17 protein-coding genes are annotated in these 18,677 nt (G+C 72.9%); 10 read left to right on the top strand and 7 right to left on the bottom strand.

The features are described 5' to 3' along the window. Window positions 1-38 precede the first annotated feature (38 nt). Window positions 39-1,574: a gamma-aminobutyraldehyde dehydrogenase gene (locus ACGF3H_RS25255; protein ID WP_362489255.1), complete on the bottom strand. Its 1,536-nt coding sequence runs from the start codon at window positions 1,572-1,574 to the stop codon at window positions 39-41. A 244-nt stretch (window positions 1,575-1,818) separates the two neighbouring features. Here ACGF3H_RS25255 and ACGF3H_RS25260 point away from each other — a divergent pair, with 244 nt between their 5' ends. Next, window positions 1,819-2,397, top strand: coding sequence for an NADAR family protein (locus ACGF3H_RS25260; protein ID WP_362489253.1), 579 nt, complete (start codon window positions 1,819-1,821; stop codon window positions 2,395-2,397). 738 nt (window positions 2,398-3,135) lie between these two features. Here ACGF3H_RS25260 and ACGF3H_RS25265 read toward each other — a convergent pair. Beyond that, window positions 3,136-4,236: a hypothetical protein gene (locus ACGF3H_RS25265; protein WP_362489251.1), complete on the bottom strand. Its 1,101-nt coding sequence runs from the start codon at window positions 4,234-4,236 to the stop codon at window positions 3,136-3,138. A gap of 165 nt (window positions 4,237-4,401) precedes the next feature. Between ACGF3H_RS25265 and ACGF3H_RS25270 the strand changes: the two genes are divergently transcribed. Together ACGF3H_RS25270 and ACGF3H_RS25275 are read left to right on the top strand one after the other, a co-directional pair. Further along, entirely contained in the window at window positions 4,402-5,463 is a 1,062-nt protein-coding gene (locus tag ACGF3H_RS25270; protein WP_362489249.1) for an adenosine deaminase, read from the top strand. Window positions 5,464-5,477: 14 nt separating this feature from the next. Then, entirely contained in the window at window positions 5,478-6,179 is a 702-nt protein-coding gene (locus ACGF3H_RS25275; RefSeq protein WP_362489247.1) for a glycerophosphodiester phosphodiesterase, read from the top strand. A 143-nt stretch (window positions 6,180-6,322) separates the two neighbouring features. Here the strand turns inward: ACGF3H_RS25275 and ACGF3H_RS25280 are convergent, their stop codons facing one another. The 3 genes from ACGF3H_RS25280 to ACGF3H_RS25290 form a co-directional block, all read right to left on the bottom strand. Then, window positions 6,323-6,862 (bottom strand): HXXEE domain-containing protein, encoded by a 540-nt coding sequence (locus ACGF3H_RS25280; protein ID WP_362489245.1) that lies wholly within the window; start codon window positions 6,860-6,862, stop codon window positions 6,323-6,325. Window positions 6,863-6,875: 13 nt separating this feature from the next. Continuing rightward, a complete protein-coding gene (locus ACGF3H_RS25285; protein WP_362489243.1) occupies window positions 6,876-8,066 on the bottom strand; it encodes a spermidine/putrescine ABC transporter substrate-binding protein in 1,191 nt (396 codons plus the stop codon). A gap of 159 nt (window positions 8,067-8,225) precedes the next feature. After that, window positions 8,226-9,674 (bottom strand): gamma-aminobutyraldehyde dehydrogenase, encoded by a 1,449-nt coding sequence (locus ACGF3H_RS25290; protein ID WP_362489241.1) that lies wholly within the window; start codon window positions 9,672-9,674, stop codon window positions 8,226-8,228. Between the two features lie 200 nt (window positions 9,675-9,874). On the opposite strand from ACGF3H_RS25290, the gene ACGF3H_RS25295 reads away from it, so the two are divergent. The 7 genes from ACGF3H_RS25295 (at window position 9,875) to ACGF3H_RS25325 (ending at window position 16,775) form a co-directional block, all read left to right on the top strand. Next, window positions 9,875-10,390: an Lrp/AsnC family transcriptional regulator gene (locus ACGF3H_RS25295; RefSeq protein WP_362489239.1), complete on the top strand. Its 516-nt coding sequence runs from the start codon at window positions 9,875-9,877 to the stop codon at window positions 10,388-10,390. Window positions 10,391-10,392: 2 nt separating this feature from the next. Continuing rightward, window positions 10,393-11,766 carry an aspartate aminotransferase family protein gene (locus ACGF3H_RS25300; RefSeq protein WP_362489237.1) on the top strand — a complete coding sequence of 458 codons (1,374 nt, stop codon included), beginning with the start codon at window positions 10,393-10,395 and terminating at the stop codon, window positions 11,764-11,766. 206 nt (window positions 11,767-11,972) lie between these two features. After that, window positions 11,973-12,740, top strand: coding sequence for an ATP-binding cassette domain-containing protein (locus ACGF3H_RS25305; RefSeq protein WP_362489235.1), 768 nt, complete (start codon window positions 11,973-11,975; stop codon window positions 12,738-12,740). Then, entirely contained in the window at window positions 12,722-14,209 is a 1,488-nt protein-coding gene (locus tag ACGF3H_RS25310) for a hypothetical protein (protein ID WP_362489233.1), read from the top strand. The genes ACGF3H_RS25305 and ACGF3H_RS25310 overlap by 19 nt, the downstream gene beginning before the upstream one ends. A gap of 108 nt (window positions 14,210-14,317) precedes the next feature. Beyond that, the gene (locus ACGF3H_RS25315) at window positions 14,318-14,725 is read left to right on the top strand and encodes a VOC family protein (RefSeq protein ID WP_362489231.1); all 408 of its coding nucleotides are present in this window, start codon (window positions 14,318-14,320) and stop codon (window positions 14,723-14,725) included. Window positions 14,726-14,805: 80 nt separating this feature from the next. Further along, complete coding sequence (locus tag ACGF3H_RS25320; RefSeq protein ID WP_362489305.1) at window positions 14,806-15,918, top strand: LOG family protein; 1,113 nt, start codon at window positions 14,806-14,808, stop codon at window positions 15,916-15,918. A gap of 146 nt (window positions 15,919-16,064) precedes the next feature. Then, window positions 16,065-16,775: an LAETG motif-containing sortase-dependent surface protein gene (locus ACGF3H_RS25325; protein WP_362489229.1), complete on the top strand. Its 711-nt coding sequence runs from the start codon at window positions 16,065-16,067 to the stop codon at window positions 16,773-16,775. A gap of 59 nt (window positions 16,776-16,834) precedes the next feature. Here the strand turns inward: ACGF3H_RS25325 and ACGF3H_RS25330 are convergent, their stop codons facing one another. Together ACGF3H_RS25330 and ACGF3H_RS25335 are read right to left on the bottom strand one after the other, a co-directional pair. Further along, a complete protein-coding gene (locus ACGF3H_RS25330; protein WP_362489227.1) occupies window positions 16,835-17,632 on the bottom strand; it encodes a maleylpyruvate isomerase family mycothiol-dependent enzyme in 798 nt (265 codons plus the stop codon). 25 nt (window positions 17,633-17,657) lie between these two features. Next, complete coding sequence (locus ACGF3H_RS25335) at window positions 17,658-18,677, bottom strand: ABC transporter ATP-binding protein (RefSeq protein ID WP_362489225.1); 1,020 nt, start codon at window positions 18,675-18,677, stop codon at window positions 17,658-17,660.

An 18,677-nucleotide genomic window follows, 5' to 3' on the forward strand; every position in this document is an offset into this window, starting at 1 on the left:
CGGGTGGGCCGGCCGTGGTCGGCGGCCTGGCGTGATGGCTATCGGTCCCCGAAGACAGTGCGGTGCCAGTCCTTGCGGACCACCGCGGTGTTGTCGAACATGACGTGCTTGACCTGTGTGTACTCCTCGAAGGAGTAGGCGGACATGTCCTTGCCGAAGCCGGACGCCTTGTACCCGCCGTGGGGCATCTCGCTGATGATCGGGATGTGGTCGTTGACCCACACGCAGCCCGCCTTGATCTCGCGGGTGGCGCGGTTCGCGCGGTACACGTCCCGGCTCCAGGCGGAGGCGGCGAGCCCGTACGGCGTGTCGTTGGCCAGCCGGATGCCCTCGTCGTCGGTGTCGAAGGGCAGGACGACCAGGACCGGCCCGAAGATCTCGGACTGGACGGCCTCGCTGTCCTGCGCGGCGTCGGCGATGAGCGTGGGCCGGTAGTACGCGCCTTCCTTGAGATCACCCTGCGGGGCCTCGCCGCCGCACACCACGCGCGCGTAGGAACGTGCCCGGTCGACGAAGCCGGCGACGCGGTCCCGCTGGACGTGGCTGACCAGCGGGCCGAGATCGGTGCCCGGCGCGAAGGGGTCGCCGACCCGGACGGTGTCCATGAGGGCGGCGGTCTTCTCCACGAAGGCGTCGTACAGCGGCCGTTGCACGTACGCGCGCGTGGCGGCCGTGCAGTCCTGGCCGGTGTTGATGAGCGCGCCCGCGACCGCGCCGTTGACGGCGGCGTCGAGGTCGGCGTCGTCGAAGACGAGGAAGGGTGCCTTGCCGCCGAGCTCCAGGTGGAGGCGCTTGACGGTGGCGGTGGCGACCTCGGCGACGCGCTTGCCGACGGCGGTGGACCCGGTGAAGGAGGTCATGGCGACGTCGGGGTGGCCGACGAGGTGCTCCCCGGCCTCCTGCCCGGTGCCGGTGACGATGTTGATCACGCCGTCGGGGAGGCCGGCCTCGGTCGCGGCCTGGGCGAACATCAGGGAGGTGAGCGGGGTGATCTCGGCGGGCTTCAGCACGACGGTGTTGCCCGCGGCGATCGCCGGGAGGATCTTCCAGGCGGCCATCTGGAGGGGGTAGTTCCAGGGCGCGATGGACCCGACGACGCCGATGGGCTCGCGGCGGACGTACGAGGTGTGGTCGCCGGAGTACTCCCCCGCCGACTGGCCCTGGAGGTGCCGGGCGGCACCGGCGAAGAAGGCCGCGTTGTCGACCGTGCCCGGCACGTCGAACTCGCGGGTCAGCTTCAGCGGCTTGCCGCACTGCAGGGACTCGGCGCGCGCGAAGTCCTCGGCGCGGTCGGCGAGGACGGCGGCGAACCGGTGCAGCGCGTCGGAGCGCTCGCCGGGGGTGGCGCCGGCCCAGCCGGGGAACGCCGCCCGCGCGGCCGCGACGGCCGCGTCGACGTCGTCCGCGCCGGCGAGCTCGTAGGTGAGGACGTCCTCGCCGGTCGCCGGGTCGACGACCGTGTGCGTGCGGCCGGAGGTGCCCTTCGTGAGGCGGCCCGCGATGTACTGCGCGCCGTCCGAAAAGCGCTGCTGGGCCGGGAATCGGTCCGGGGTGGTATTGCCCGGGTTGTGCATGTCGGCTCTCCTCGATGTCCCCGCGATCGGTCTCCGCGACGGGAAGGCCCGTGGCGGGAGTCCCCGTGACGGGGCCGGCGTGGCTCAGGCTCGATGTGAGTGCCGATCCTGGCAGAGCACCAGGCCACCAACAAGTGATTCCGTTGTTGCCATTTGGTTACGCGACGGAATCTGTCGACCAGGTGTCGAGTCGCCACGGAAAAGGACGGACGGAGTGTCAGTGGCGCGTGTCAGACTCGCGTGCATGGAGAGGACCACGGGGGCGGCGGAGATGATCGACAGCAGGGAAGCGCTGCTCAGGGAGGTCCGCGCGGGGGCGCGGATCAAGTACCTCTGTTTCTGGGGGCACCGGCCGCTGCCGGACGGCCGGATCGGGCCGAGCTGCCTGAGCCAGTGGTGGCCGTCGCCCTTCACGGTGGCGGGGGTGGAGTACGCGACCGCCGAGCACTGGATGATGGCGGAAAAGGCGCGGCTCTTCGAGGATGCGGAGGCGGAGCGGCGGGTACTGGCCGCGGGGCATCCGGCGGAGGCGAAGAAGGCGGGCCGGCTCGTGCGCGGTTTCGACGAGGCGGTGTGGGAGCGGGAGCGGTTCCGGATCGTCGTCGAGGGCAGCGTCCACAAGTTCGCCTCGGACCCCGCGCTGCGCGCTTTTCTGCTGAACACCGGCGACCGCGTGCTGGTGGAGGCGAGCCCGATGGACCGGGTGTGGGGCATCGGCCTGACGGCGGACGACGAGGCGGCGACGGACCCCGCGCGGTGGCGCGGCACGAATCTACTGGGCTTCGCCCTGATGACCGCGCGGGAACACCTACGGACAGCGTGACGACGGCCGCGATCCGCCCAGCCGCGGACAGGCTGGCCGCCGAGGCGGCAACACGGGCGTGACGACCGATGCGGCTGACGCTCGCGCTCACAGCACCCAACCGCGGGCAGTCGTGCAGCTGGGGCAGCTACGCGGGCCAGCCGACCGACGCGGCTGACGCTCGCACGCGCACCCCCAGCTGCGGACAGTCGTGCCGCCGCCCCGCTCAGCTGCCGACTGCCGGCCGCCGCCGCTGCGGGCAGTCGTGCCGCTGGGGCGGCAACCCGGGCCAGCCCGACCGACGCGGCCGACGCTCGCACGCGCAGCCCCCAGCTGCGGACAGTCGTGCCGCCGCCCCGCTCAGCTGCCGACTGCCGGCCGCCGCCGCTGCGGGCAGTCGTGCCGCCGAGGCGGCAACCCGGGCCAGCCCGACCGACGCGGCCGACGCTCGCACGCGCAGCCCCCAGCTGCGGACAGTCGTGCCGCCGCCCCGCTCAGCTGCCGACTGCCGGCCGCCGCCGCTGCGGGCAGTCGTGCCGCCGAGGCGGCAACCCGGGCCAGCCCGACCGACGCGGCCGACGCTCGCACGCGCACCCCCAGCTGCGGACAGTCGTGCCGCTGGGGCGGCACGGGTGGGCCGTGGGGGTCCCCCCCCCGCTCGAGCGAAGCCGAGAGTGGGGGGAGGCACCCCGGCGGCGCCGGGCCACACGACCCACCCCCCGGCCCGCATCCACACCGCCCGCCGACACGCGGCAACCGCTAGGTGACGATCACCAGGACGCCGAAGCCGATGCCGAGCACGATGCCCACGGTCCCGCAGATGATGCCCGCCAGGGCCTGCCCCGGGTTGGTGGCCTCGCCCGAGCGCGCCTTGCCACGCCCGAGCGCGCCGAAGACGACGCCCAGGACGCCCAGGACGATCGCGGCCGGCCACAGGCAGAAGACGACCGCCGCGACGATGCCCAGCACCAGACCGGCCGTGCCCATCCCGTTGCTCGGCATCGGCCCCATGCCGGGCCAGCCGTAGTAACCCTGCGACTGGGGACCGGCGTAACCGCCCTGGCCGGGGTGTCCATAGCCGCCGGGATAGCCGTAGGGGACCTGACCGGGGCCGTCGGGGGCGATGGGCGGCGGAGGAACGGCCTGGTCCTGACCGGGGTACGGCGGTGCCGGGAGCGGAGCCGCGAAAGGACCACTCGTCGGCGCCGCCACCCCGGGCGGCGCGAACGGATCGGCGCCACCGGCTGGAGGCGTCGCACCCGGCGCCCCGAAGGGGCCGGTGCCGCTCGCAGGAGCCACCACACCCGGCGCCGCGAACGGATTGCCGTCACCGGCAGAAGGCGTCGCACCCGGCGCGAAGGGGCCGGCGCCGCTCGGAGAGGCCGCCGTACCCGGCGCCGCGAACGGACCCGTCGCCCCGTCCGCCGGTGCCGCGCCCCCGGGATTCACCCACGGCGGGGGCTGCACGCCCGTGGCCGGCATGGACGTGACCGTCTGCTGGTCGTGAACGGACGGGGCGGACCACGGCCCCGGTCCGTTCGACGCGAGGGTGTCTCCGGGACCACCGGGCGCGGCCGCGGCGTCCTCCGCCGGCGGCGCCCACGGGTCGGTCCCGGGGCCCGCGTCGGCGCCCTGTCCCGCACGGTCGCTCCGGCCGTCGCTGCCCGCCGGGCGGTCCGGCTTGCCGAGGCCGACTCCGGGGGCCGCGTCCGCGGTGCCCTCGACTCCCCCGCCCGCCGGCGCGGCCCAGGTGGCGCCGGCGCCACCGGCACCCGGCGAGTCCGGCCGGGGGGCGGGGTCGTTCCCCCCGGCCCCCGACGCCTGCGCGTCGTCTCGCGGCGGCTGCGCGTCGTCGGACATGCGCGGGATCCCCTCTGTTCGAACGTCCCGTCATGCTACGGCCCGCCCCCGGCCCGCACGGCCCCGGCCTACGATGATCCGGAGTCACCGATCAGCCGATCACCGCGTCCCACGTGACACGCCCGCACACGGGCGGCACCGGGACGCCGTTCCGGGGAGGAACCCTTGACCGAGCACCTCGTCGACCCCGACGTCCCGCGCGACCTGCACGCCTTCATCGCCGGGCTGCCCAAGGCCGAACTGCACGTCCATCACGTCGGATCCGCCTCCCCGCGCATCGTCTCGGAGCTGGCCGCCCGCCACCCCGACTCCAAGGTGCCCACCGACCCCGAGGCCCTGGCCGACTACTTCACGTTCACGGACTTCGCGCACTTCATCCAGGTGTACCTGTCCGTCGTCGACCTGATCCGCACCCCCGAGGACGTGCGGCTGCTGACGTACGAGGTGGCCCGGGACATGGCCCGGCAGCAGGTGCGCTACGCCGAGCTGACCCTGACCCCCTTCTCCTCCACCCGGCGCGGTATCGACGAGCGCGCGTTCATGGACGCGATCGAGGACGCCCGCAAGGCGGCGGAGGCGGAGTTCGGGACCGTGCTGCGCTGGTGCTTCGACATCCCCGGCGAGGCCGGCCTGGAGTCGGCCGAGGAGACGGCGCGGCTCGCCACCGACGACCGGGTGCGCCCCGAGGGGCTGGTCTCCTTCGGGCTCGGCGGACCCGAGATCGGCGTGCCCCGGCCGCAGTTCAAGCCGTACTTCGACCGCGCGATCGCCGCGGGCCTGCACTCGGTGCCGCACGCGGGCGAGACGACCGGCCCGCAGACGGTGTGGGACGCGCTCACCGACCTGAGCGCCGAACGCATCGGGCACGGCACCAGCTCCGCCCAGGACCCGAAGCTGCTGGCGCACCTCGCCGAACACCGGATCCCGCTCGAGGTGTGCCCGACCTCGAACATCGCCACGCGCGCGGTGCGCACCCTGGACGAGCACCCGATCAAGGAGTTCACGCGCGCCGGTGTCCTGGTGACGATCAACTCCGACGACCCGCCGATGTTCGGCACGGACCTCAACAACGAGTACGCGGTCGCCGCCCGCCTCCTCGGCCTCGACGAGCGGGGCCTCGCCGACCTGGCCAAGAACGGCGTCGAGGCGTCCTTCCTGGACGCGCCGGGCAAGGCGAGGATCAGGGACGAGATCGACACGTACACCGCCACCTGGCTCGCCTCCTGAGAGTTGCCCCCACCATGAGCACCCCGCGCGACACGACCGCCGTGGCCCACCGCGGCGACCCGTACCGGTACCGCGAGAACACCATCGGCTCGCTGCGCTCCGCCCTCGACCGCGGCGCCGACGCGGTCGAGACCGACGTACGCCTCACACGGGACGGCGTGCCCGTGCTGCTGCACGACGAGACCCTGAAACGGCTGTGGGAGCACGACCGGCCGCTGCGCTCGCTGTCGGCGGAAGAGGTCCGCGGGCTGACGGCCGGCGGGGTGCCGACGCTCGCGGAGGCGCTGGCCGCGACGGAGGGCAGCCGGCTGATGCTCGACCTGCCCGGGGGGCCGGGCGAGCGGGCGGTACGGCGCATCGTGGACGTGGTCCGCGCCTGCGGGGCGGCGGACCGCGTGTACTACACGGCGGGTGCCGTCGCCATGCTCGCCGTGCGCGCCGTCGACCCCGCTGCCGAGATCGCCCTGACCTGGACGACGGCCGCGCCGCCCCGCCCCGCGCTGCTGGCGGCGGTGCGGCCGCGGTGGCTCAACTACCGCTTCGGACTGGTGGACCGGGCGCTGGCCGACCGCGTCCACGGCGACGGCCTCCTCCTGTCGGTCTGGACGCCCGACACCCGCCGCTCCATGCGCCGCCTGCTGGCCGTGGGAGTCGACTCGATCACGACCAACCGCGTCGACGTCCTGCACGGCCTGCGCGCGGCCCGGCGCCCGTAGAGGCAGACCCCGACATGCGGCACCCGCGACCTCACCCTCACCCTCGTCGCGTCGATCGCGTCCACGGACGCCAAGAGCGCGGAGGCCAACCCGGTCCTCGACGGGATCGCGGCGGCGGCGCTCGGCTGAACCCGTCAGCCGCTTCAGGCCCCCGTCACCCGCCGCGCCACCGTGTGCGACACCACGGTCGCCGCGCCCGCCAGGCCGAGCCCCAGGGCGAGGTCGCGCGGGCGCGTGGTGCGCAGCACGCCGGCGCGGCGCAGCCTCCGGCGGGCCCAGAGGGTGAACGGGACGACGAGCAGGGGCGAGGTCGCCGAGCCGGGCGTGTAGCCGCGGGCGAGTCCCGCCTGCGCGAGGTGGACCAGGCCGTGCAGGCCGAAGGCGTTGAGCGCGGTCTGGTAGGCGGCGGACCTGCCGCCGGTCGCGTGTCCCGCGGCGGACGCGGCGGTCACGATCACGGCCATCACCCCCACCGCGGCCGCGAACTCCCGCGGCTCCACCGACCCGACCCGCCGCCACACCGCCTCCGGCACGGCCGGGTACCGCTCGCGCAGCGCGGGCAGGTTGCGCCGCCACCAGCCGGGCATGGCCGCCAGTTCCTCGGCGTCGTGCAGCGCCCAGGCGGCGAGCAGCCCCAGCGTGACCGCGCCACCGACCATTTCCTCACGCGATGAATTACTCACGCGGGTCAGTCTGCTACACCCCCACGATCCCGTTCCACCGCTTCGCGAACTCCGCACGCCGGTCCGACGGGATGTCCTTGGCGATCGCCAGCCGCTGCCTCATCGCCGCGTCCGGGAAGATCAGCGGGTCCTCGGCCAGGGCGGCGGTCTCCTCGTCGTCGCTGGAGGCGAGCACGTCCCGCGCGGCGGGGACGGGACAGACGTAGTTGACCCAGGCGGCGAGTTCGGCGGCGACCTCGGGCTGGTAGTAGTGGTCGATCAGCCGCTCGGCGTTGGCCTTGTGTCCGGCCAGGTCGGGGATCATGAGGGACTCGGCCCAGAGTTCGGCGCCCTCCTCGGGGACGACGAACTCGATGTCCGGGTCGTCCGCCTGGAGCTGGATCACGTCGCCGGAGTAGGCCTGACAGGCCAGGACGTCGCCGCTGGACAGGTCCTTGATGTAGTCGTTGCCGGTGAAGCGGCGGATCTGGCCCCTGCCCACCTGCTTCTCGACCTGGTCGCAGACCGTGTGGAAGTCGTCCGCCGTCCAGCCGGTGATGTCCACGCCGTTGCCGAGCATCAGCAGCGCGAACGCCTCGTCGAGCCCGGAGAGCAGGGTGACCCGGCCCTTCAGGTCGTCGGCCCACAGGTCGGACACGTGGTGGATCTCCCTGCCGAGCCTGCGGCGGTTGTACGCGATGCCGGTGATGCCCGACTGCCACGGCACGGTGAACTTCCGGCCCGGGTCGAAGGCGGGCGAACGCAGCAGCGGGTCCAGGTACTTCGCGACGTTCGGCTGCCGGGAGCGGTCCATCTCCTGCACCCAGCCGAGCCGGACGAACCGGCCGCACATCCAGTCGCTGATGACGATCAGGTCGCGGTCGGTGGGCTGGTGGTTCATCAGGGACGGGCTGATCTTGCCGAAGAACTCGTCGTTGTCGTTGATCTCCTCGATGTAGTCGACGGAGATGCCGGTCCGCTTCTCGAACCCCTCCAGCGTGGGCCGCCGGCTCGGGTGCTCGTCGTCCGTGTCGATGTAGAGCGGCCAGTTCGCCCAGGTGAGCCGTCGTTCGGAGGCGGAGCGGTCGGCCGCTCCACGGTCGCCCGGCGCGACGTACGCGGCCGGGACGCCGCAGCCGGCCAGCGCGACGGAGAGCGCGGAGCCGCCCAGGCCGAGCAGCAGGTTCCGGCGGGAGAGCGAGGGCGTCTTCGGAAGGAGGGGCATGGCCGCAGCTTGCCGCGCCGGCCGCCGGACGGACAATCGACGCTGCGTCGAGCGGCGTGGTCCAGGCCCGACACCCTGTCGAGCGGCGGGAGTTCACGGTTCACGCACCGCGGCCCCGGACGGGAGATCCCGTCCGGGGCCGCGCGCGAGCGGGGTCCGTCACGCGTCCAGCGACGTCATCACGTGCTTGATCCGCGTGTAGTCCTCGAAGCCGTAGCCCGACAGGTCCTTGCCGTAGCCGGACTTCTTGAAGCCGCCGTGGGGCATCTCGGCGACCAGCGGGATGTGGGTGTTGATCCACACACAGCCGAAGTCGAGCTTCTTGGACATCCGCATGGCGCGGCCGTGGTCCTTGGTCCACACGGAGGAGGCCAGCGCGTACTCGACGCCGTTGGCCCACTCCACGGCCTGGTCCTCGTCGCGGAAGGACTGGACGGTGATGACCGGGCCGAAGACCTCCTTCTGGATGATCTCGTCGTCCTGCTTGAGGCCCGAGACGACGGTCGGGGCGTAGAAGTAGCCCTTGTCGCCGACCTGGTGGCCGCCGGCCTCGACCTTGGCGTGGGCCGGCAGGCGCTCGACGAACCCGGCGACCTGCTTGAGCTGGTTCGGGTTGTTGAGGGGGCCGTAGAGGACGTCCTCGTCGTCGGGCTGCCCGGTCTTGATCTCGGAGGCGGCCTTGGCGAGGGCGCTCACGAACTCGTCGTGGATCGACTCGTGGACCAGCACACGGGTGGCCGCGGTGCAGTCCTGGCCGGCGTTGAAGTAGCCGGCCTCCGAGATGCCCGCGACGGCCTTGGGGATGTCGGTGTCCTCGAAGACCACGACCGGCGCCTTGCCGCCCAGCTCCAGGTGGACCCGCTTGAGGTCCTTGGAGGCGGACTCGGCGACCGACATGCCGGCCCGCACGGAGCCGGTGATGGACGCCATCGCCGGGGTCTCGTGCTCGACCATCAGGCGGCCGGTGTCGCGGTCGCCGCAGACGACGTTGAAGACGCCCTTGGGCACGATCGAGCCGATGATGTCGGCCATCAGGACCGTGGAGGCGGGGGTGGTGTCCGAGGGCTTGAGGACGACCGTGTTGCCCGCGGCGAGCGCCGGGGCGAACTTCCACACGGCCATCATCATCGGGTAGTTCCACGGCGCGACCTGCGCGCAGACGCCGATCGGCTCGCGGCGGATCATGGAGGTCAGGCCCTCCATGTACTCGCCGGCCGAGCGGCCCTCCAGCATCCGGGCCGCGCCCGCGAAGAAGCGGATCTGGTCGACCATCGGCGGGATCTCCTCGGAGCGGGTCAGCCCGATGGGCTTGCCCGTGTTCTCCACCTCCGCGGCGATCAGTTCCTCGGCCCGCTCCTCGAACGCGTCCGCGATCTTGAGGAGGGCCTTCTGCCGCTCGGCCGGGGTGGTGTCGCGCCAGGCCGGGAAGGCCGCGGCGGCGGCCGCCATGGCGGCGTCCACGTCCGCCTGCCCGGACAGGGGGGCGGTCGCGTACGCCTCGCCCGTTGCGGGGTTGACCACCTCGGTGGTCCGTCCGTCGGCGGCGTCCCGGAACTCACCGTCGACGTAGTTGCGGAGCTTGCGCAGCCGTCCCAGCTCGGTGCTCACTGCCGGCCCTCCAAGTTCGGTGTCTACTTCGGGTCTCTCTGCTCGGACTGTGCCGATGTCCAAACACTGAGACACCCACCCTAGACGCAGAGCCGACGTTTTCAACACCCCCGGCGCCCTCCGCATTGCGAAATCCGCACACTCAGAGCACCTAGACAACGAATTTCATCGATCCCGCCTTGCAAAACTGTCGATACCTCGTGCACAGTGAAGGCGTGGCCAGTCGAAGCGCAGACCCGAAGGACTCCCGCGAGTCCAGGAACGGCGGACCCCAGTTGGACGCCGTCTCCCTCGCCATCATCGAACAGCTCCAGGAGGACGGCCGCAGGCCGTACGCCGCGATCGGCAAGGCCGTCGGCCTGTCCGAGGCGGCCGTGCGCCAGCGCGTCCAGAAGCTGCTCGACCAGGGCGTGATGCAGATCGTCGCCGTCACGGACCCGCTCACCGTGGGCTTCCGCCGGCAGGCGATGGTCGGTGTCAACGTCGAGGGCGACGTGGAGTCCGTCGCCGACGCGCTGGCGGCCATGCCGGAATGCGAGTACGTGGTGATGACCGCGGGCTCCTTCGACCTGATGGTGGAGGTCGTCTGCGAGGACGACGACCACCTCCTCGAGGTCATCAACCGACGCATCCGGGCCGTCCCCGGAGTGCGCTCCACCGAGAGCTTCGTCTACCTCAAGCTCAAGAAGCAGACCTATATGTGGGGAACCCGATAATCGTGAGCACCGACAGCCCCAAGGACCTCAGCAGGACCGCGTACGACCATCTGTGGATGCACTTCACCCGCATGTCGTCGTACGAGAACGCACCCGTCCCCACCATCGTCCGCGGTGAGGGCACCCACATCTACGACGACAAGGGCAAGCGCTACCTCGACGGCCTCGCCGGCCTGTTCGTGGTCCAGGCCGGACACGGCCGCCAGGAGCTGGCCGAGACCGCCATGAAGCAGGCGCAGGAGCTCGCCTTCTTCCCGGTCTGGTCCTACGCCCACCCGAAGGCCGTCGAGCTGGCCGAGCGCCTGGCGAACGAGGCCCCCGGCGACCTCAACAAGGTCTTCTTCACCACCGGCGGCGGCGAGGCGGTCGAGACCGCCTGGAAGCTCGCCAAGCAGTACTTCAAGCTGACCGGCAAGCCGACCAAGTACAAGGTCATCTCCCGCGCGGTCGCCTACCACGGCACCCCGCAGGGCGCCCTGTCCATCACCGGCCTGCCCGGCCTGAAGGCCCCCTTCGAGCCGCTCGTGCCCGGCGCGCACAAGGTGCCGAACACCAACATCTACCGCGCCCCGCTGTTCGGCGACGACCCCGAGGCCTTCGGCCGCTGGGCCGCCGACCAGATCGAGCAGCAGATCCTCTTCGAGGGCCCGGAGACGGTCGCGGCCGTCTTCCTGGAGCCCGTGCAGAACGCCGGCGGCTGCTTCCCGCCCCCGCCCGGCTACTTCCAGCGCGTGCGCGAGATCTGCGACCAGTACGACGTCCTGCTCGTCTCGGACGAGGTCATCTGCGCCTTCGGCCGCCTCGGCACGACCTTCGCCTGCGACAAGTTCGGCTACGTCCCGGACATGATCACCTGCGCCAAGGGCATGACCTCGGGCTACTCCCCGATCGGCGCCTGCATCGTCTCCGACCGCCTGGCCGAGCCGTTCTACAAGGGCGACAACACCTTCCTGCACGGCTACACCTTCGGCGGGCACCCGGTCTCCGCCGCGGTCGGCCTCGCCAACCTCGACCTGTTCGAGCGCGAGGGCCTCAACCAGCACGTCCTCGACAACGAGGGCAACTTCCGCGCCACCCTGGAGAAGCTCCTCGACCTGCCGATCGTCGGCGACGTCCGCGGCAACGGCTTCTTCTACGGCATCGAGCTGGTCAAGGACAAGAACACCAAGGAGTCGTTCAACGACGAGGAGACCGAGCGGATCCTGTACGGCTTCCTGTCGAAGGCGCTCTTCGACAACGGCCTGTACTGCCGTGCCGACGACCGCGGCGACCCGGTCATCCAGCTCGCCCCGCCGCTGATCTCCAACCAGGAGACCTTCGACGAGATCGAGCAGATCCTGCGCGCCACCCTGACGGAGGCGTGGACGAAGCTCTGATCCCGCGGCGCTCCGATCATCCTTCCGGATGATCATCACCGGCCCCGGTGCCGTCCGTTCGAGTGAGAAACGGCGGCCCGGGGCCGCGTGCTGTCCGGCCGCGCGCCGGTGACTGCCTACGGTGCCTCGTGACCGATCGGCCCCGCCTTCGTTCACCCGGACGGGGGAACGACGGGGAAAACGGATCAGAACCGAGGTGTACGCCCATGGAGGCTCCGCCGGACAACGACGTGCTCTGGGCCCGCGCCCTGCACTTCCAGCACCACGACGGCTCGCCCGCGTTGCAGGGCGTCTCGCTCGGCGTCCGGGAGGGCGAGATCCTCGCCGTCAGCGGCCCGCGCGGCAGCGGCAAGACGACGCTGCTGCGGTGTCTGTCCGGGCTGCTGCGGGCGCAGGACGGCGAGGTCTGGTTCAACAGCGTGCCGGTGCACACCATGGGCCCGATCGGCCGCGAACGGCTGCGCCGCGACCGCTTCGCCTGGATCGACCCCTCCCCCGTGCTCGTGCCGGAGCTCAGCGTCTGGGAGAACACCGCCCTGCCCCTGATGCTGCGCGGCACCGGCCGGCGCCGGGCGAAGACGACCGCCCTGGAGTGGCTGGAGCGCCTCGACGTCGGCGGCGCTTCCCGCCGGCGCCCGGCCGAACTCCAGCAGGCCGAGCGGCAGCGTGTCTGCATCGCCCGCGCGCTGGCCGTCGCCCCCTCGGTCCTGTTCGCCGACGAGCCCACGGCGCCCCTGCACCGTGCCGACCGCGCCCATGTGCTGCGGACACTGACCACGGCGGCCCGCTCCCACAGCATCACCGTCGTCCTCGCCACGCACGACGCGCAGACCGCCGCGCTCGCCGACCGCACGGTCTCGCTGCTGGACGGCCGACAGGTGAAGACCGTGCACCTGCCGCCGGTGTCCGGGACCACGGCGGCCTCGGGGGGCGCCGCGACGGAAGGCCGGGCAGCGTGCTCGCTCTCCGTCTGACCCGCCGCGCCCGGTTCGCCGTCCAGCTGCGCCGCCTGCTGGTCGCGGTGTTCTCGGCGGGCACGGGTTTCCTGCTGCTGTGCGCCCTCGGCCACGCGATCGGCCACCCGGGCACGCCCGGAGCCTCCGCCCTCCGCCTCGCCTGGTGCGCGGCCCCCCTCGCCGCCACCGTGTACTTCGCCGTCGCCGTGGCCCGTACCGACCCGGGCACCCGGCCCCGCCCCGGCCTGTCGGCGATCGGCCTCGGCCCCGGCCGGCTGATGGCGGTCTCCGCGACGACCACGGCCCTGGCGGGTGCGATCGGCTCGCTGGTGGCCCTGCTCGCCTTCCTCCACCTGCGCGGCGACCTGACCGCCATGCCCTTCGACGGTGCCGCGGCCGACTCCCTCGCCGTCGGCCTGCCCCTCCCCTTCCCGGCGGCCGTGACCCTGCTGACGCTGCTCCCGGCGACCGCGTCCGCCGCGGTGGCCCTGTCCCTCCGCCCCCGCGAGACGCGGCCGGCCCGGGCCACGGGTACGCGCGGCTACGGCCGCTTCGGCGCGTACGGCTGGGGCGCGGCCCGCGAGACCTTCGGCGCCTACGGCCGCTTCGGCGCCCGCCTCGCCCCGAGGCGGACGACGTCCGACACGGCGATCGCCGCCCCGGCAGCCGCGGCCACCGCCGCTGCCGACGTCCGCACCGCCGCGCCCGCGGGCGCGTACCTCACGCGACCCGCCGAGCCCGTGGGCAGCCGTGCCGCCGGGGCGGCACAGGCGGGCGCCGGGGCGGCACAGGCTGGCGCCGGGGGCGCCCCCTCGGGGGGAGGCACCCTGTACGCGCAGGCAGAGGCCCCCCACCCCGCGGACTCCTCGGCGGACGCCCGGCGGCCCACCCCGGGCCTCTCCCGCCCGAGCACCACGATGCTGCCCTGGGGCATCACCCTGCTCGCCGCGGGCCTCGCCGTCGAGACCTACACCCGCAACACCACCGACCCCCAGCCCACCCCCAACGCCGGCATCCTCCTCGGCTGGACCCTGACCGTCCTGGGCCTCGCCCTCGCCGGCCCCGGCCTCACGCACCTCTGCGGCCGCGTCCTCCAGGCCGCCCGCCCCGGTGCCCTGCGCCTGCTCGCCGGGCGCGTCCTCATGGAGGAGTCGAGCCGCATCGGCCGCCCCTTGGGCGTGGTCTGCGCCGTGGCGTCCGCGCTCTACGGCGCGGTGACGCTGTACGGCGACGACGGGCCGGCCTCCCACCTCCTGGGCATCCTCGGCGCCCTGGTCGTGGCGGGTGCCACGGTGGCCACCCTGTTCACCGCGGCCGTCGAGGCCAGACTCACCCGCGCCGACACCATCGCCGCCCTGCTGCGGCTGGGCGCGCCCCGGTCGATGCTGCGCGCCGCCGCGGCCGTACGGGCCACCGCACTGCTCGCCCTGTTCGGCCCGCTGACCGCCCTCGTCGCGGTCCTGGCCGCACTGCCCCTGACCCGCTGACGAAGTCCCGCGAGATTTCCTGCGGACCGCCGATGATTTCCGCGCGTCCCGCCCGTCTATCCCCGCGAACGGCACGACACCAGCACCGCACCGACGGGAGAGGCCCCCATGTACCAGCAGATGATCTTCGTGAACCTGGCGACGAACGACCTCGACGCCTCGAAGAAGTTCTTCACGGAGCTCGGCTACACGATCAACGCCCAGTTCAGCGACGAGACCGCCGCCTCGGTCGTGATCAGCGACACGATCGTCGCAATGCTGCTGACCAAGGAGAAGTACGCGCAGTTCACGATGAAGGAGATCGTGGACTCGACGAGGTCCAGCGAGGTGCTGATCGCGCTGAGCGCGGAGAGCCGCGAGAAGGTCGACGAGCTGGTGGAGAAGGCGGTCGCCGCGGGCGGTTCGGTCTCCGGCGAGACCCAGGACCACGGCTTCATGTACGGCCGGGCCTTCGACGACCTCGACGGCCACACCTGGGAGGTCATGTGGATGGACCCGGCGGTCGTCGAGGGCTGACCGGGACGCGGACCTAGCATGGGCGGGTGGATCAGACACCCGCCCAGCCCCAGTCGCCGTCCCCGTCCCCGTCCCCGTCCCTGGCACAGTCCCACCACGCCTCGCACGACCGGGAGATAGAGACCCTCGCGGAGTTCGACGAGGTCGTCTCCGCGCACGGCACCCTCGCCCACCACCGCGTCCAAGCGGTCGACCTGACGGGCCGTACGGACGCCCTCCTCGCCGCGGACCTCACGGGCGCCGTCTTCCTCGGCTGCCCGATGACCCCCGAGGCGGCCGCCCGGGTGCGCGCCACCGGGGCCCTGGTCTTCCCGCCCGTGCCCGGTCTGCCCTTCGACCCGTACCGCGGACACGTCTACTCCCCCGACGAGTTGTACGCCTCCCTCGACGCCGGTTACGAGGCGACGCCGGACGCGCTGGCCTACGACTGGTTCCAGCACACCAAGGCGGACGGGGACGTGTTCGCGTCCATGCTGCGCGCGATACACGACGACGCGGTCTCGGACGCGGTCGACGAACTCCTCGCCGGAGCACGGGTGGTGGGCGTGATGGGCGGCCACGCCATGGCCCGCGGCACCGACGCCTACGCGGGCGCCGCGCGTCTGGGGCGCGAACTGACCCGCGCCGGGTTCACGGTGGCCACGGGCGGCGGTCCGGGTGCGATGGAGGCCGCCAACCTCGGTGCGTACGCGGCCCCGTTCCGCGACGGCATGCTGGACGACGCGATGCTGATCCTCGCGAAGGTCACCTCGTTCACGCCGTCGGTCACCGACTGGGCGCGCTCCGCCTTCGAGGTGCGCGAGCGCTGGCCCGGGGGCGGCTCCTCGGTCGGCATCCCGACGTGGTTCTACGGCCACGAGCCGCCGAACGCCTTCGCGGCGCACATCGCCAAGTACTTCGCCAACGCCACCCGCGAGGACGGCCTGCTGGCGCGCTCGTCCGCGGGCGTGGTGTTCCTGCCGGGAGCCGCCGGCACCGTCCAGGAGATCTTCGACAACGCGACGCCGAACTACTACGAGTCGCGGGGCGAGCCCACCCCCATGGTGCTCGTGGACCGGGCGCACTGGACGCGGACGCTGCCGGCCTGGCCACTGCTGACGTCGCTGGCCGAGGGGCGCGCCATGGAGGCCCGGATCGCGCTGGTGGACAGGATCGAGGAGGCTCCCGAGGCGCTGAAACGTCTCGGCGGTTAATAAGACGGCAAAGCCAACGCCCCTGACAGGCATATGCGTTGACACTGCTTATGCACCGCTTATAAACCAGTGAGGCTCCTGGGTGTGCCGATGACGTCGGCCCCCCTCTCCACCCCCCGCATCCGCGCTTCCCGTAAAGGAAAAACGTGGCAGTCCTGTCCATACTCAGCCGCACGGCGTCCCGCCGTAGCGTCCGCGCCCTCGGCGTCGCCTCGGCCACCGCGGCCCTCGCGATCGGTGCCGCCGGCAACGCCTTCGCCTGCAACATCGGCGAGTTCTCCGCCGCCGCCACGTGCGCCGGCGACAAGGGAGTCATCACCGTCACCGACGTGGACCCCGCCGGCATCCCCGCCACCGTCACCGTGTACCTGGAGAACAACGGCGGGGACGCGCAGAAGATCGACGAGCAGGTCGTCAAGGGCTCCCGCGAGGGCAGCACCATCACCTTCGCCGCGGACTGGAAGCCGAACGCCGAGTACCGCATCCACGTCAAGGCCGGCGGCTACGTCGACGAGGACATCAAGCCGAACCTCGTGACCCCGGCGACCGCCTGCAAGACCGAGGACACACCGTCCCCGACCCCGTCGCAGAGCTCGTCCGCCCCGGCCGAGGAGACCGGGACGCCGACTCCGGTCCCGACGCCGTCGGCCCCCGCCGCCTCGCCGAGCGAGAGCACCGCACCGGCGGCCGTGCCGAGCAGCGCCCCGTCCCCGGCGGCCGGTAAGTCCAACCTCGCCGAGACCGGTGCGAACTCCAACACCGGCATGATCGTCGGCATCGCGGCGGCCCTCGTCGTCGTCGGTGGCGGCGCGGTCTTCTTCGGCCTGCGTCGTCGCGGGGCGAACGGCAGCCGCTGACGCCCGTAGGCACCGTGCGAACGTGGCCCGTCCCCGGCCGGGGGCGGGCCACCGCCGTGTCAGCCGAACGAGGCCCGTTCCAGCCAGAAGTCCAGCAACTCCCGCTCGCCGAGCACCTCGAGACCGGGGGCGTCCAGCGGGAGTCTGCGGTAGAAGGCGAGCAGGACGTCCGTGAGGGGCCCCCGAAGAGCGACGGCCGCCTTCTCGTGGCCACGACGCCAGGTGAAGCCGTCCTCACCGAGCTCGATCAGCCACTCCGCGTTCAGCTCCGGGGCCGCATCGGTGGCGTGCAGATGGAGGGCGCTGCCCGGCCCGCGCAGTTCGTTCGCCTCGGGGTCCGTGCCGGTCCGCTGCACGAACGACACGATCTCCAGCCATTCGTCGATCGCGTCGGCGGCCACCTCCGGCGCGACCCGGTAGGGCTGTCCGGCGGTGAGCACGGCGTCCGCGCGGTGGACGGTGACCTCGTGCGTCATCCGGCGCGCCCAGAAGCCCGCGTCGTGCCGCCCGCCCCACGTCCACACCTTCGCGTCCGGCCCGGCCTCGCGCAGCGCGCCGACGACCGCCTCGCCCGACTCCGCCAGCCAGGCGTCCAGCGCGGCGGCATCGCCCCGGCCGTCGGGACCGGCGGAGCCCGGCACCTCTTCGTCGGGGAGGTTCTCCTGGGCCCGGGTGCGCACCAGCAGACCCGCCCAGCGCAGCGCCCCGCCCGTGTGCCGGACCAGGTCCTCCAGCGACCAGTCCGGGCAGGTCGGGACGGTGGCGGTCAGGTCGGTGCCCGAGGTCACCAGGCCCCTCAACTGGCCGACCTGGTGGGCTATCTCGTCGCAGTAGCGCTCGTGTGCCAGTGGCGTCATGCCCCGCATCCTAGGAGCGGGACGATCAGCCGAGCACCACGATTTCCGCCCCGTCGAACTCCACCCCGACCGTGTCCCCGACCTCGGGAGCCGCCCGCAGCGCGCACGCCGCCTCCAGGCGCGGCGCGTCCCCGGGTTGCAGGTGGACGGCGACATGGGTGCCGCGGAAGGTGCGGGCGGCGACCGTGCAGCGCAGCCCGGCGTCGGCGGCCACGATCCTGACCCCGGCGGGCCGCACCAGCACGGTCCGCCTGCCCTGGGGCGCGTCCTCGGGCACCGGCACCTTGCCCCAGGGGGTGGCCGCGACCTGGCCGGTGACGGTCGCGTCGACCACGTTGTCGAAGCCGAGGAAGCGGGCCACGAAGGCGTCCGCAGGCCGCTGCCACACCTGGAGCGGTGTGCCCTCCTGGGCGATCCGGCCGTCCCGCATCACCACCACCCGGTCGGCCAGCGCGAAGGCCTCCGACTGGTCGTGCGTCACGGCGAGCACGGTGGTGCCCAACAGGCTGAACAACTCCCGCAGTTCCACCACCAGCCGCTCCCGCAGCGAGCGGTCGAGCTGGCCGAGCGGCTCGTCCAGCATCAGCAGCCGGGGCCGGGGCGCGAGGGCGCGGGCGAGCGCGACCCGCTGCTGCTCACCGCCGGAGAGCGCGGCGACGGACCGGCGGGCGGCACCCGGCAGCCCGACCAGCTCCAGCAGCTCCCGTACGTCCTGCTCCTGCCGGGACCGCGACGCCCCGCGCATCCGCGGCCCGAAGGCGATGTTCCCGGCCACGTCCCGCTGCGGGAACAGCTGGTGGTCCTGGAACATCAGCCCCACCTCGCGCTTGTGCGCGGGCACTCCGGACTGGTCGCGCCCGTCCAGCGCCACCCGCCCGGCGTCCAGCCGCTGCAAACCGGCGACCGCGCGCAGCAGCGTCGACTTGCCGCTGCCGCTGGGTCCCAGCACGCACACGACCTCGTGCTCGGCGACATCCAGGTCGACGGCGTCGAGCACGGCCCGTCCACCGAAGCGGACGGTCGCCTCCCGCAGACTCAGCAGCAT

It is taken from the genome of Streptomyces sp. NPDC048185 (genome assembly GCF_043202495.1).
Classification (GTDB): domain Bacteria; phylum Actinomycetota; class Actinomycetes; order Streptomycetales; family Streptomycetaceae; genus Streptomyces.

Bases quoted from the DNA above. Each gene is read 5' to 3' on its own strand.
- ACGF3H_RS25260 (WP_362489253.1), top strand. From the start codon at position 1,819: ATGGAGAGGACCACGGGGGCGGCGGAGATGATCGACAGCAGGGAAGCG.
- ACGF3H_RS25330 (WP_362489227.1), bottom strand. From the start codon at position 17,632: ATGACGCCACTGGCACACGAGCGCTACTGCGACGAGATAGCCCACCAG.
- ACGF3H_RS25335 (WP_362489225.1), bottom strand. From the start codon at position 18,677: ATGCTGCTGAGTCTGCGGGAGGCGACCGTCCGCTTCGGTGGACGGGCC.
- ACGF3H_RS25255 (WP_362489255.1), bottom strand. From the start codon at position 1,574: ATGCACAACCCGGGCAATACCACCCCGGACCGATTCCCGGCCCAGCAG.
- ACGF3H_RS25275 (WP_362489247.1), top strand. From the start codon at position 5,478: ATGAGCACCCCGCGCGACACGACCGCCGTGGCCCACCGCGGCGACCCG.
- ACGF3H_RS25265 (WP_362489251.1), bottom strand. From the start codon at position 4,236: ATGTCCGACGACGCGCAGCCGCCGCGAGACGACGCGCAGGCGTCGGGG.
- ACGF3H_RS25315 (WP_362489231.1), top strand. From the start codon at position 14,318: ATGTACCAGCAGATGATCTTCGTGAACCTGGCGACGAACGACCTCGAC.
- ACGF3H_RS25305 (WP_362489235.1), top strand. From the start codon at position 11,973: ATGGAGGCTCCGCCGGACAACGACGTGCTCTGGGCCCGCGCCCTGCAC.
- ACGF3H_RS25285 (WP_362489243.1), bottom strand. From the start codon at position 8,066: ATGCCCCTCCTTCCGAAGACGCCCTCGCTCTCCCGCCGGAACCTGCTG.